This window comes from Clostridium sp. TJA038, from assembly GCF_058310255.1.
On the sequence record NZ_JBZEFA010000004.1, the window covers coordinates 1 to 14,421 of the forward strand.

General features: G+C 25.8%; 11 protein-coding genes and 2 tRNA genes. 2 read left to right on the forward strand and 11 right to left on the reverse strand.

Annotated elements, in window-relative coordinates; genetic code table 11:
• The 5 genes from AC4FQV_RS08195 to rph all read right to left on the reverse strand — a co-directional run bounded on the left by AC4FQV_RS08195 (position 1) and on the right by rph (position 2,207).
• Positions 1–74, reverse strand: a tRNA-Gly gene (locus AC4FQV_RS08195).
• Positions 75–78: 4 nt separating this feature from the next.
• Positions 79–154, reverse strand: a tRNA-Pro gene (locus tag AC4FQV_RS08200).
• Between the two features lie 208 nt (positions 155–362).
• Positions 363–833: a metallophosphoesterase family protein gene (locus AC4FQV_RS08205; RefSeq protein WP_491139766.1), complete on the reverse strand. Its 471-nt coding sequence runs from the start codon at positions 831–833 to the stop codon at positions 363–365.
• An 11-nt stretch (positions 834–844) separates the two neighbouring features.
• A complete protein-coding gene (locus AC4FQV_RS08210) occupies positions 845–1,459 on the reverse strand; it encodes an XTP/dITP diphosphatase (protein ID WP_491165302.1) in 615 nt (204 codons plus the stop codon).
• Between the two features lies 1 nt (position 1,460).
• Positions 1,461–2,207, reverse strand: coding sequence for a ribonuclease PH (gene rph / locus AC4FQV_RS08215; RefSeq protein ID WP_491139768.1), 747 nt, complete (start codon positions 2,205–2,207; stop codon positions 1,461–1,463).
• Between the two features lie 218 nt (positions 2,208–2,425).
• On the opposite strand from rph, the gene AC4FQV_RS08220 reads away from it, so the two are divergent.
• Complete coding sequence (locus AC4FQV_RS08220) at positions 2,426–4,084, forward strand: hypothetical protein (RefSeq protein WP_491165303.1); 1,659 nt, start codon at positions 2,426–2,428, stop codon at positions 4,082–4,084.
• Between the two features lie 75 nt (positions 4,085–4,159).
• Here AC4FQV_RS08220 and AC4FQV_RS08225 read toward each other — a convergent pair whose 3' ends face one another.
• Positions 4,160–5,659 (reverse strand): ABC transporter substrate-binding protein, encoded by a 1,500-nt coding sequence (locus tag AC4FQV_RS08225; protein WP_491165304.1) that lies wholly within the window; start codon positions 5,657–5,659, stop codon positions 4,160–4,162.
• Between the two features lie 112 nt (positions 5,660–5,771).
• A complete protein-coding gene (locus AC4FQV_RS08230) occupies positions 5,772–6,236 on the reverse strand; it encodes a restriction endonuclease (RefSeq protein WP_491139772.1) in 465 nt (154 codons plus the stop codon).
• A gap of 120 nt (positions 6,237–6,356) precedes the next feature.
• Between AC4FQV_RS08230 and AC4FQV_RS08235 the strand changes: the two genes are divergently transcribed.
• Positions 6,357–6,614: a hypothetical protein gene (locus tag AC4FQV_RS08235; protein WP_491139773.1), complete on the forward strand. Its 258-nt coding sequence runs from the start codon at positions 6,357–6,359 to the stop codon at positions 6,612–6,614.
• A gap of 71 nt (positions 6,615–6,685) precedes the next feature.
• Here the strand turns inward: AC4FQV_RS08235 and ligA are convergent, their stop codons facing one another.
• From ligA to AC4FQV_RS08255, 4 genes are all read right to left on the reverse strand, one after another.
• Complete coding sequence (gene ligA, locus AC4FQV_RS08240; RefSeq protein ID WP_491139774.1) at positions 6,686–8,674, reverse strand: NAD-dependent DNA ligase LigA; 1,989 nt, start codon at positions 8,672–8,674, stop codon at positions 6,686–6,688.
• Between the two features lie 35 nt (positions 8,675–8,709).
• Positions 8,710–10,965: a DNA helicase PcrA gene (pcrA, locus tag AC4FQV_RS08245; protein ID WP_491165305.1), complete on the reverse strand. Its 2,256-nt coding sequence runs from the start codon at positions 10,963–10,965 to the stop codon at positions 8,710–8,712.
• A gap of 446 nt (positions 10,966–11,411) precedes the next feature.
• Positions 11,412–12,131 carry a pseudouridine synthase gene (locus tag AC4FQV_RS08250; RefSeq protein WP_491139777.1) on the reverse strand — a complete coding sequence of 240 codons (720 nt, stop codon included), beginning with the start codon at positions 12,129–12,131 and terminating at the stop codon, positions 11,412–11,414.
• A gap of 170 nt (positions 12,132–12,301) precedes the next feature.
• Positions 12,302–14,335, reverse strand: coding sequence for a triple tyrosine motif-containing protein (locus tag AC4FQV_RS08255; RefSeq protein WP_491165306.1), 2,034 nt, complete (start codon positions 14,333–14,335; stop codon positions 12,302–12,304).
• Between the last annotated feature and the right edge of the window lie 86 nt (positions 14,336–14,421).

Sequence of the window (14,421 nt, forward strand, 5' to 3'; positions counted from 1 at the left end):
TGGAGCGGGTACCGGGAATCGAACCCGGGTATCCAGCTTGGAAGGCTGGTGTTCTACCATTGAACTACACCCGCATATTGGTCGGGGTGACAGGGATCGAACCTGCGACCTCATGGTCCCAAACCACGCGCGCTCCCATCTGCGCCACACCCCGAGAGGTTTCTCTCACCGCCACTCTCTCGCGACGACAATAGTTATTCTACAGTATAGTTATTATTATGTCAACACTTTTTTCAAAGTTTTTTTTAAAAAATTTATCGAAACCTCTAAAACCTTGATAAACTCTAACTTTAAAGATAAAAAAAGCTAATAAAAATAGTTTCTTTTATCTTTATTAGCTATTATTTTTAATATAATTTTACTTAAACTGAGAAAAAGTTAACCTTTATATTTCCTTCATCCACATCCATAAAAGCTATACTTGCATCTCCATCTTTTGGTAAAGAAGGACTACCTGGATTTATTATATAAATATTTTCTTCTTTTAAAGCCATTTTTTTATGAGTATGACCAAAAATAACTCCATCTACTCCTAATTCTAAAGCTCTATAATATAACTTATCTAAAGAAAATTTAACTCCATATTTATGTCCATGAGTTATTAAAAATTTTTTCCCTTCAAGTTCAATTACATCCTCTACTTTTCCCTCTGATTCATAATCACAATTTCCTAAAACAGCATAAACTTTACCTTGAAATCCTTCACTTAAAAGTTTAACATCTCTTATATTATCTCCTAAATGTATTAAAGCATCTGAATCATTTAGCAAAGTTTTTATGTATTCTAAAACATTATCAAGTCCATGTGTATCACTAACTATAGCAACTCTCATCTTATTTCCTCCTATTTTACTATAAGTTCTAATTTCTCTTTTAGTTTATTTAAGGCTCTACCCCTATGGCTAATAGAATTTTTTTCATCTGAAGTCATTTCTGCAAAAGTCTTTTTATACTCTGGCACAAAAAATAAAGGGTCATATCCAAAGCCATCATTTCCACTTAATTTATCTAAAATAATGCCATAACTTTTCCCCTCTGCAACTATCTTTTCTCCCTTATCATTAACTGCAACTATAACACATGTAAAATTAGCTTTTCTATTATCTTCCTTAACATTTTTTAATTTAGATAAAAGTTTTTCATTATTTTTAGCATCATTTCCATGTTCTCCAGCATATCTTGCTGAATATATTCCTGGTTCTCCATTTAAATAATCAACCTCTAAACCAGAATCATCAGCTATAACAATAAAATTATTTTCTCCTCTTTTTAATAAGTATTTTCTTATTTCATTTGCTTTTTTAAAGGAGTTTTCTTCAAAGCTTTTACCATCCTCCTCAACATCTATATCAATATTTGCTTCTTTTAAGGATAATATATTTAAATCAAAATCTTTTAATATTTCCTTTATCTCTTTTATCTTATGTGAATTATTACTTGCTAATATAAGTTTTTTCATATTAATCTCTCCCTGTTCCAATCCATAAAGAATCTGTTTTTAAAGAATCTTTTTGACATTGTATAATTTGTTTTGCTCCCTTTTCAGCAATTTTAAGAAGCTCATCTAATTCTTCTCTTGAAAAAGGACCTTGCTCTCCTGTCCCTTGAATCTCAATAAACTTTCCTTCCTCTGTCATTACAACATTCATATCAACTTTAGCACTACTATCTTCTTCATAACATAAATCTATAACTGTTTCTTCATCCACTATACCTACACTTATAGCACTTACAAAACTTCTTATAGGATATACATTAAAAGGTTTCTTTTTATGAAGTTTATTTACAGCATCAACTAAAGCAATAAATGAGCCATTTATTGCTGTTGTTCTTGTGCCACCATCTGCTTGTATTACATCACAATCTATCCAAATAGTTTTTTCTCCTAAGGCTTTCATATCAACTACAGACCTTAAAGCCCTTCCTATAAGCCTTTGAATTTCCATAGTTCTTCCTTCTATCCTTAATTTGCTAATATCTCTTGCTTTTCTAACTTGAGTACTTCTAGGAAGCATATTATATTCAGCAGTTATCCAGCCTTCTCCTGTCCCCTTTAAAAATTGTGGAACTTTTTCCTCTATTGAAGCAGTACATAATACTTTTGTATCACCAACTTCTATTAAAACAGAACCTTCAGCATACTTAGTAAAATTTCTTGTTATCTTAACAGGTCTTATTTGTCCATTTTTCCTTCCACCACTTCTCATTTATTATCTCCTTACCTTTTAAAATTGTCTTAAACAAAATTAATCATAAGAATAGTATATTTCTTATTTTATTCTTAATCAATATTACCTAAATCACAAAAACTATTAATAAAATAACAATTTATTAATTCAAAATTCACATAAAAGTATTATATACTTATTAGGTAATATTTATAATAAAAATTCATATTAATATATATAAGAAATATTATTATGAGGTGAACTTTTTGAAATATATAAATTCCCTTCTTAAAGTGAATTCTCTTTCAAAAGAAGAAATAGAATCTCAACTGCTTTTTCTTTCAAAAGAAGCTATAAATCATATAGTTCTTGAATCTAGATGTGGTATATCTATAAATTATAAAAATATTAAAGAAAATTTCAAAAAAGATGAAATGAATTTCTTCAAAAATAATAATCCTTTAATTTGTATATATAAAAAAGCTAAACCTAATATATACTCTTCTAAATATTCTAAAACTTGGGATGATACTACATTTAAAAAAGAAATTCCTATATCATCAAATGCTTTAATGACCCTTTCTCTTTTAAGACTTTCTTCATACTATGAAGAATTTAAAGATAAAGAAAACTCCTTATATAAAAAAGCTATCTTTTATAGAAATTTAAGCAAACTTCAATTAGATTTTTATTATACCCATTTAAGAGATTCTGAAGGATTTTTTGTAGACAAAAAAAATAATGATTCTTCTAATAAACATCAACTAAATTTAAGTGAAATTGATAAAGAAATCTGTTATAGCGACCAAGCTTTTATGATGTTAGCATACTATATGTATAGCAAACTAAATCCTTCTGACAAAGATAGTCCAGCTTATGAAGATTTTGCACTTCAAATATTAAATATGTTTATAAACTTTAAGGATAAAATATATTCTTTATCTCTAGATGAATGTTGTAAAATAAACTACTGTTTAAATAATATGTTTTCTTATGATAAAAATGAAGAATGTAAGACTTTAATTTTAGATTTATCAGATTTTATACTAAATAAATATAAAGAATCAAATAATACATTTTCAAATATTGAAACCACAGCTCTTATAGCTATAAATCTTTATTTAAGTTATAAAAATACAAACATATTTTTATTTAAGGATGCTTACTTAGATTTAATTGAGCTTTTCATAAATATGTTCAATGAAGAAAAGGAATTGCTTTTAAAAGGAGCTGATAAAAAAGAATATAAATATTCAAATATAGAAATTTGTTTATATATAACTAATCTTATTTTAAATTATGACTTAGAAGAAGATTTTAAAAAGAAAAATCAAGTTATTCTTTCTAAGTTCTATAAAAATTATATTATAAATTCTGGTCTTGTAACTAGCTTCCCTGAAGCTCCTGATTTATCATCACAGGAAAGATATATGAATTTTTCTATTAAAGAAGGAAGAAAAATTGAGGAAAGTTATTTTAGAATGAATAATGTAACATCTCCTTTACTAGCTGGGCTAGCTCCTATTTTTATTAAGAATGTAAAATATTCAACTAAGAAATCAATATTTATAGCAGATAAAATAACCTTTAATAGTACAAAAAATATGTTTATCTTCTTTATCTTTATTAATAGTTTCCTTGATAATTATATAAGATTTGTTAAAAAATCTGAGGAAATAGAAAATATAAAAAACATAGAATCTAAAACTTTAGAAAATACTAAAAATAAAGAAAATCTTTCTGAGGACAATAACAGTACTAATTTAACTGTAGAAAATACTTTAGAAAATATCTGTAATGAAGTTAATGAAAAAGCTTCTCCTAATCTTTCTTGTATTAATAAAGATGAAGAATTTGAAGATACAAGCTTAGATAAGCAAAGTGAAAAAATATTAGAATCTACTGACTTACTTTAAATAAAAAAAATATAAAACTTATAGATAAAGATAACTGTATTCTAAATCTATAAGTTTTATATTTTTTATATAAATTTAACTACTATATTTAAATATTAGATTTCCAAGCCCATCAATAAATAGGTACTTGACCTTAGGTGATTTAAACCAAATGTCATTTTTCAAATATAAACTACTATAGCTTAAATTTAACTTTTCTTTTTCTTCTCCATTATTAGAATCTTTTAATTCCCTATTTTCATCATTCTCTTTTTCACTTATTTTATTTAATTCATTAAGGTTTATCTCTTTAAAAGTAATTGTAAAATCTCCTTTATTAATCTTCCGCTCTATATCTTCTTCATAAATTTTAACAGATGCCTTTATAAATAACTCCTCCTCTAAGAAGCTTTTTAAACTTTCTGCTAAAATTTTATCTTCTTCACTTTCTCCTATAATTATTTTAATATTTTCCTCTTTAAATTCCCTTAAAATTTTCTTAGCTTCTTCTTTTACATTATTTCTTTTTACTAAAAATTCATCATCACTTTCTTTTTTAGCATTATAACTTTTTATAATATTAAAATCCTCTTTACTATTTAAACTTTGAACTTTTAATTCTCCTATTATATTTTTTAGTATAGGAGATTCCATAACCAAAACTTCCATAATATTTTGGATTGCTTTGATAAAGGCATCATCTTTGCTATTTATAAGCATGAGCTTTAAATTATTATTTGTATATTTTGTAGATTCTTTATATAATTCTATTTCTTCTGAATAAATAATAGGTGGATTTTTCAATACATCTACTTTTTGTAAATTAAATGCAGCTAATTCTAGCTCTCCTTCTGTTTTTTCTTTAAAAGATATATTCTTTAACTTTAATTCTTCTTTGTTATAGGGATTTTCTTTTAAATTAACTACCCCTTCTTCACTTATATCTTTTAAAATATAAGAACCCGTATAAGATATTTCTTTAAAAGAATTTTTATAATCACCTAAGGGTTCATTAAAATCCCTTAATCTATAAATAGGTTTGGCTAAATTTTTAAGAAAGTTATCATCCTTATTATTCATTCTAAAAACTAAAGTGTAATCATCAATAGCATTTATAGCCACTTCACTAAATTCTATTTTTCCTTCTCTATAATCTTTAACACCATATATACTATATAATTCTTTGCTTTTATAATTTTTATTCTTAGGGCTTAGTAAATCACGAAAAAACAATTGAAAATCCTTAGCTTTTATATTTTCTCCATTACTCCACTTAATACCCTCTTTTATTTTAAAAGTATATTCTAAGAAATTATTACTAATTGTCCATCCTAAAGCAAGGTCTGGAATTGGCTCCCCCTGCTCATTTAATTCTAATAGTCCAGAAAATAAATTTACTATTAAGTCCTCTTCTCCTTTATTTAAATTTTCCATAGGGCTTAAACTTTGTGGCAAATTATTTATAGCATAAACAATATTATCCTCTTCTAAAAATTTATCTTCCTCTAAAAAAGAGCTTACATCTACATAACTTTTAGCTATACTAAAGCTAAAAAAACATATTATTAAAAATATAAACAAAAGTATCTTTTTCATTTAAATATCTCCTTTAATAAGCTGTCCCTCTAAATTATTGACAAGTCAAAAAAAAGAAATACAATTTAATTAATACTTTTAAAAAATTTAATATTTTTAATTATATACTTAGCTAGTAAAAAGATTTAAAAGTTATTTTATCGTAAGATATATGATTATGCTTTTTCTTTTTTATCCACCTTATTTTAATTATAAAATTTTTCCCATCTAAAAGTTTAACCTTGTTTATAAATTTGTCTGCTTCTTGTATATTATAAACATCTTGTTGAAAAACCCCTGTTGTTATATATACTCCCTTATCTATTTTTTCTCTTTTCAAAATCTCTATAAATTTATAATAATCATAAGTTGTAATAGCCAAGGCTTTATGGAAAATTATTAAAGTACTTTTTTTATAAGAATTTATTTTAACAATAAGTTCTCTATTATTACTCTCAATTATTTCATAATTTAAATTTTCACTCTCACACTCCTTACTTATGATTTGAGTAACTTTTTTTATTGAAATTTTTCTAAATTTCATTAAGGACTTTTCTATATTTTTTGAATTAATAATTGTATAAAAAGACTTCAGCATTACTATTCCCCTTATTTATTGCTTAATAAAAGTATATGTTTTATTGTAATAATTATTTAATACTATTTATAAGTAGTGTTATGGTATAATTTACTTATTATTTATATGGAGGTAGAATAAATGACCCTAGTAGTTCAAGTTGTTGCTATAGTATTTATGCTAATAATGATTTTTCTAGGAATATGGACCTTTGTATTAGTTAACAAAGCCTATAGACAAATAAAATATAAAAATTATTTACTTGAAAAAATAGCACACAATATCTCTTTAATAAGAAATAAAGAAAAAATATTTGACAACTTAGACTCAATGGATGATTCAGTTTCTTATGCTGAAATAAAAGAAAATCTTTTAAAAAAAGATAAAAACATGAGCTAAAATAAAATGAATATAAATTATTAAATTTCTTTATAAAGAAAAAAGCTATGCCTTTTAGCATAGCTTTTCTTTTATATCATATTTTCAAATTCTTCTTCACTTAATATAGTTACACCTAAATCTTTAGCTTTATCATATTTAGATCCTGCTGCTTCTCCAGCTATTACAAAATCTGTTTTCTTACTTACACTCCCTGAAACCTTTGCTCCTAATGCCTCTAATTTTTCTTTTATTGATGTCCTTGAGTAATTTTTCAAAGTTCCTGTAACAACTACTGTTTTTCCCATAAAGCTACTTTCTAAAACTTCTTTTTTCTCATAATGAGGATTAACTCCAAGAGATAATAATTCATTTATAACTTTTAATGTTCTCTCTTCCTTAAAAAATTCTATTATACTTTTAGCAACTATATCTCCAACATCTTGAACAGAAACTAATTCTTCAAAGGTAGCTTTTTCTATATTTTCTAGAGATTCAAATCTTTTAACCAAATCTTTAGCTGTTTTTACTCCTACATTAGGAATACCTAAAGAATATAAAAAAGCTTCTAAAGTACAATTTTTACTTTTTTCTATAGCATCTAAAAGATTTTGTGCTTTTTTAGGACCAAACTTTTCTAAACCTAATAATTTGTCGTACTCTAATTTATAAAGGTCTGATATATCTCTTATATCTAACTTTTCAAATAATTGTTCTGCTGTCCTTTCTGAAAAACCAGCTATATTCATAGCTTCTCTTCCTGCAAAATGAACTATAGTTTTAACCATCTGAGGTTTACATCCTAAAGTATTTTCACAATAAATGTGAACCCCTTCATGAACTAAATGAGCTCCACAAGCTGGACAAAACTTTGGTTCTTCAATTTCCTTTGTACCTTCTAAACTTTCAGGCACAACTCCCATTATTTCTGGAATTACATCATTACTTCTTCTTACAAAAACATAAGCTCCAAGTCTTACTCCTTTTCTAGCTATGTCATCCATATTATTTAAGGTGGCTCTTTTAACTGTAACTCCTGCTAATTCTACAGGTTCTAATATAGCTGTTGGAGAAACTCTTCCACTTCTTCCAACATTCCATTCAACATCTAAAAGTTTAGTTGTAGCTTCTTGAGCCTCAAATTTATATGCAATTGCCCATTTAGGAAATTTAACTGTATATCCTAATAACTCTCTAGTTTTTATATCATCTATGGCTATAACTAAGCCATCTATATCGTAATTTAATTCAAATCTAATATCTCTTATGTAGTCAATCTCTTTTTGAATTTCCTCTAAACTTTCACATTCTTTAAGATAATCATCCATTGGAAACCCCTTTTCTTTTATGAAATGTAACATTTCCATATAAGTTTTAAAAGGTCTACCTTCCTTATAACCAATATCATAAAAGAAAGCTGATAAATTTCTCTTAGCTGTTTCTAAGACATTTAAATTTCTTAAAGCTCCTGCAGCTCCATTTCTTAAATTTTTAAGGGGAGTATCTGTTTCTCTATTATATTTTTCAAAAGCTTCCTCTGTCATAATTGCCTCTCCATGAATCTCTAAAAAGTCATGACAGTCAATTTTTAAAGGAATACTTTTTATTGTTTTAACTTGAGCTGTTACATCTTCTCCAACAGTTCCTGTTCCTCTAGTAGCACCAGTTACTAAAACTCCATTTTCATCATAAGAAAGATTAATTGTTAATCCATCAAACTTTTTTGTCAAAACGTATTTTAGTGGTGGTAATTCTTCCTCTGCTGTCTTATTATATTCTTCAATAAACTTAATATTTTTATTGTGCCACTCTTTAATTTCCTCTAAAGTTTGAGCTTTATCTAAACTCCAAAGTCTTGCCTTATGAGTATATTTTTTAAATTCTGGAAGAATTACATCACCAACTCTTTGAGTAGGTGAATATGGTAATTTATATCCTGTTTCCTTTTCTAACTCTACTAATTCATAGTATTTTTTATCATAATCTTTATCTGTTATTGAAGAATTTCCTAAAACATAATATTCATAGGCATACTTATTTAACTCTTCAACTAACTCTTCTATTAATTTTTTCTTATCCATCTTACTCATCTACTCCTTATTAAAGTAAATATATATTAAAGAAGTTCAAGCTTTGCAAAACTAAACATTAAATGCTTAACTCCTTGACTATCAAAAGCTATTGTAAGCTTATAATCATCTCCAACTTTACTTTTTGTTATTAAAGTACCTACTCCAAATTTAGTATGTTTAACTTTTCTTCCAATGGTTAACTCATTTATTTCTATATTATCTGAAGATTTCTCTGATAAAGTTTTATTTAAAACTTCTTTAGCCTTAGAAAAACTCATTTCTCCTCTAAGACTATGAGGATTATAACTTTTTCTTGTTTCTCCATAAACTTTAGAATTATTTTTAAAAGAATCTACTGATGATTTCTCTTTATTATTTATATATTCCTTCAAATTAGATGGAATTTCTGAAATAAAATCAGATTGTCCATAGGATACCATTTTACCAAATATCATCCTTATTTCTGCAGATGTCATATAAAGTTTTTCTTCAGCTCTAGTTATTCCAACATAACAAAGCCTTCTTGCTTCTTCCATTTGACTATCTTTATCAAAACAAACTGCACTTGGGAATATTCCATTTTCCATTCCTACTAAAAATACAACTGGAAATTCTAATCCCTTTGAACTGTGAACAGTCATAAGCATTACATAATTATCTTCATTTTCTAAATCATCCATATCTTGAACAAGGGCAACCTTCTCTAAATAAGCAGATAATGATTTATCTTCTTCATTGCTCTTTTCAAATTCAACTGCATCAGAAACTAATTCTTCTAAGTTCTCTATTCTACTTTGGTCTTCTATAAGCTTAGAATCTTTAAGAGATTTTAAATATCCTGTTTTTTCTAAAACATATTCAATTAATTGAGAAACACTTAATTGCTCTGACATTACTAATATTTCTTCCATCATAGCAATAAATTTTTTAATAGGATTTATACTTCTAGCTGTTAATCCTGGTACATAATCAACATCTAATAAAACATTATATAAAGTATCTTCTATATCATTTGCATGATTTTGAAGCTTCTCTACAGTAGTATCTCCAATACTTCTTTTAGGAACATTTATTATTCTTCTTAAACTTATGGAATCCTTAGGATTAACTATTATTTTCAAGTATGAAAGAATATCTTTTATTTCTTTTCTATCATAGAATTTTAACCCTCCAAAAATTTTATAAGGTATTCCTGCTCTTCTTAAAGCCTCCTCAAAATTACGGGACTGTGCATTAGTTCTGTAAAGAATGGCAAAGTCTTTATAGTTATATCCCTTATCATTTCTTAATTTTTCTATTTCTGAAACCACAAAAGAAGCTTCCATTTTATCTGAATAAGCTCTATAAATACTTACCTTTTCTCCTTCAGCTTTTTCAGTTCTTAAAACCTTAAATTTTCTCTCTGCATTGTTTCTTATAACTTTATTAGCAGCTTCTAGTATATTTCCCTTTGACCTATAATTTTGTTCTAGTTTAATAACTTTAGCCTCTGGATAATCCTTTTCAAAATCTAAAATATTTCTTATATCTGCTCCTCTCCAAGCATAAATACATTGATCATCATCACCAACTACACAGATATTTTTATATTTATCAGCTAAAAGCTTAACAAATTCATACTGTGCTTTGTTTGTATCTTGATATTCATCAATCATAATATATTTAAATTTATTTTGATAAAATTCTAATACATCTTTATGTTTTCTAAATAACTCAACAGTTTTAACAATTAAATCATCAAAATCTAAGGCATTATTTTCTTTTAATTTTTTTTGATATAAAAGATATACCTCTGCAATTTTATTTTTTCTAAAATTACTTTCATTCTCTCTTTTAAAACTTTCAGCACTTTGTATATTATCTTTAGCTTTTCCTATAGTACCTAAAATCTCTAAATCACTTATATCTTTATCATTAATATTAAGTTCTTTCATAACTATTTTTATCAAAGTTTTTTGATCTGATGAATCATATATTGTAAAGTCTTTGCTGTATCCTAATTTGTCTATTTCTCTTCTTAAAATTCTTACACAGGATGAATGAAAAGTTGATATCCACATATTATCTGCAACTTCTCCAACTAAAGATTTTACTCTCTCTCTCATCTCACCTGCTGCTTTATTTGTAAATGTTATTGCTAATATATTATAAGGCTTTATATCATTTTCTATCATATATGCTATTCTATGTGTAAGTACTCTAGTTTTTCCAGAACCTGCTCCTGCTAATATAAGTACTTGCCCCTCAATTGTAGTTGCTGCTTCATATTGTTCCTTATTAAGCAAGCTTTTTAAATCCATTAAATCACTCCTCTTCCTACAATAAAACTAAACTTTATTATACCATATAAATCTACATATTATCTTGTATATAAATATTATTATTTTAAATACACAAAAAAATAAATGACCATTTAAAATATGGCCATTTATTCAAATAATTACATTATAATAATATATTTTTATAAACTAATTATAATAATTTAAATATCAAAAGACTTTTTTATTTCAAATAAATAAAAAATAGATATTTTTCTTGCAAAATTAAACAAATAAAAAACGCAACCCTTGGGGCTAGGTTGCGTTTCAGCAATAAGCAATAAATAAAAAGGGGGCTATTTATTCCTTTTATTTATCCTCGCACAACTATTATATTAGATGTTTACTTAAATTGCAAGTAATCTAATATCTTTTTTGCAAGTTTTCCTACATGAATTTTTCCTTAACAATCGTTCAAAATTAAACAGTTAAAAATTTTTGTAAAGTATCGCTAATTCGCTTTCTGAAAGCTCTTTATATTCGCCTTCTTCTAAATTTTCATCTAGTTCAAGATTTCCAAAAGAAATTCTTTTAAGATAAGTAACTTTCTTACCTCTAGCTTCAAACATTCTTTTTACTTGATGATACTTTCCTTCTTGAACAGTAACTTCAACTTTAGATGAATCCTCTAAATTTTCTATTACTTTAAGCTTTGCACTCATACATTTATAACCATCATCTAAAGTTACTCCATTTTCAAAAGATAAAATATCCTTCTCTGTTATTGGAGCATTTATCTCTGCATAATAAACTTTGTCTACATGATATTTAGGTGATATTAACTTATGATTTAAATCACCATCATTAGTTAATAATAATAATCCTACCGTATCCTTATCAAGTCTTCCTACAGGAAAAGGTTCAAAAACTTGATCTTCCATGTATAATAAATCAATAACAGTTTCATCTCTTTTATCATAAGTTGCAGAAATAACTCCTGCTGGTTTATTCATCATTAAATATATGTACTTTTTATATTCTACTTTTTCTCCATTTATAATTATAATATCTTTCTCTGGATCTACTTGAAGTCCACTATCTTTAACCTTTTCATCATTAACTGTAACAAATCCCTTTTTAACAACTTGCTTTATTTCTTTTCTAGTTCCATAGCCTAAATTTGACAAAACCTTATCTAATCTTTCCACTAAGTAATCACTCCTTAAAAATCACATTTATATCTGTGGTTAGTATAAAGCAAAGCTTAATTAATTACAACTTATTATAAATTAAAATAAATAAGACTCTATTTTCTTATAAATATTTATTTTAGATAAATATTATGTAAAATAGAATCTTAATAAATTTTCTTATATTTTTATTTTACCTTAAATTCAAAAATATCATAGTCCTCATAAGAACACTTCTTATAATAACTCTTACTTAAAACTAAGATTTTATATTTCCCTGGAACATAAGGCCTGAAAGAGTAATAACTTTTTCTACTATATTTTTGAACTAAAGACCAGTTTCCATTTATCATTATGTAATACTCATAACAAACTCTACTTCCACCTTCACATTTAGTATAAAAATTTATTTCTTCATTTATTTTAAATTCATTTTCAGAAGAAACTACTTTAGTATTTGTAATAGGTAAAGCTTCACTTACATAAAATTTTATTTCTCTCTTTGAATCAAAGCCCTCTTCACATTTAACATTTTTAGCAAAAACATCAATTGTATATTTTCCTGGACATTTTGGAGAAACTTTAAACTTTTTGCTTTTTATATAATCAGTTTCTTCCACAGTTTGTCCATTAACTTTAGTAACATACTTAACTTTTATTTGCCTAGTATTTTGTACTATAACTTCAATTTCAATATCATCTCCAACTAGAAAATACTCCTTAGCTGGTACTAAAATATGTTCAATCTTTCCTTCAACATAATCTCTAACCTTTAGATTTAAAACAGTATGAACATCATATTCCTTTTTTGAATACTTATCTTTTACTCTTACCTCTAATTGATAATTTCCTTTTACTTTTGGAATAAATTCTACCCAATTATTATTTCCAAAATCAATTTTTTCTAATAAATCTCCCTCTTTGAAAATCAAAAATGAATATTTTAAATCAGATGAACCTTCAGCATTTACCTTAAGTTTTACTATTTCATTTGTTATTGGAGCTTTATCCTTATCAAAAATTAATTCCTTTATTCTTATTGATTTTTTATGTTTTTTCTCAATTTTATAATTTAGTTTTGATTCAATTTCATAATCACCTATAAAAGCCTCATCTTTAACCCAAAGAGTTATTTTATAATTACCTTCCTTTTTAGTATTCCATTTAAAGTTATTACTTTTTATATATCCAGTATCTTCTGATATTTCTCCATCAATTTTAAATCTATATAAAAGACTACTTCCACCTTCAACTATAGCTTTAATATCTATTATTTCTCCTCTTTCCTGAGGAGAGCTTAAATCTGTTGTAAAACTTCTAAGTTGTAAAGCTTCATAAGGTTTTACTTCATAAACCATAACTGCTCTATCATCAAATTCTTTATTAGAATACATGTCTCTTATTAGACATAAAAGTTTATATTTTCCTTCTTTAAATTCCTTAAAAGTAACTGTTTTATTTGAAGAAAAATCTTGTATACAAGTTCTGCTTCCATCAGGTGAAATCTTAACAAATTTATATAAAGCCGTTCTCTCATCTTCAAAATTTGCTTCCACCTCAAAGGTAAGGTCTGAATTTACAATTAACTTTTTACTTAAATTTAGAAAATTTGTTATTTCAGGTTTTATAAAATCCTTTGCGGTAAATATAACAGTAGCATAATCATCAGCAGTATTTGTAGAGCTAGTTTTCTTACTTTCAATTAAAAACTCAAACTGTCCACTTTCATTTATTGTATAATTTAATTTTTTATCTAGAGTATAATCTTTTACAAGTTGCCATCCATTTTTTCCACTTATGAAAAATCTATTCATTACATCTGATTCACTATTTTCAATTTCTAATTTAGCTTTTTCTCCTATGTTAAATACATCCTTATTAAGATATATTCCCTTTATTAAGCTTTCTTCTTTATAATTAGTTTCTTTATCTTTTTCCTCTGAATTTTTCATAAGTTCTTTAGTATCAAACTTTTCAGTAACTTTATAATCAAAAGGTTTATTAGAATTTTCTTTCTTACCTTGAACCATTATCATATACTCTCCATCTTCATTAGGAGTCCATAAAAATTCATTATCTTTTTCAAATTCCCTTAAGGTTTCCCATATTCCATCTTTCCCTATTAAAATTTTATAATTTAAGTTTTCTTTTGTATTATTTATTATTTTAATTTTTATGAAACTATTATTTAAAGCTTCTAACTCTAAAAGCATTTCTCCCATATTGCTACGCCCCCTAAACCCCTAAACTTATGATAAATAAATTATATTATACTTGTGTTTTTATGTAAATATTTTCTATTTTTATT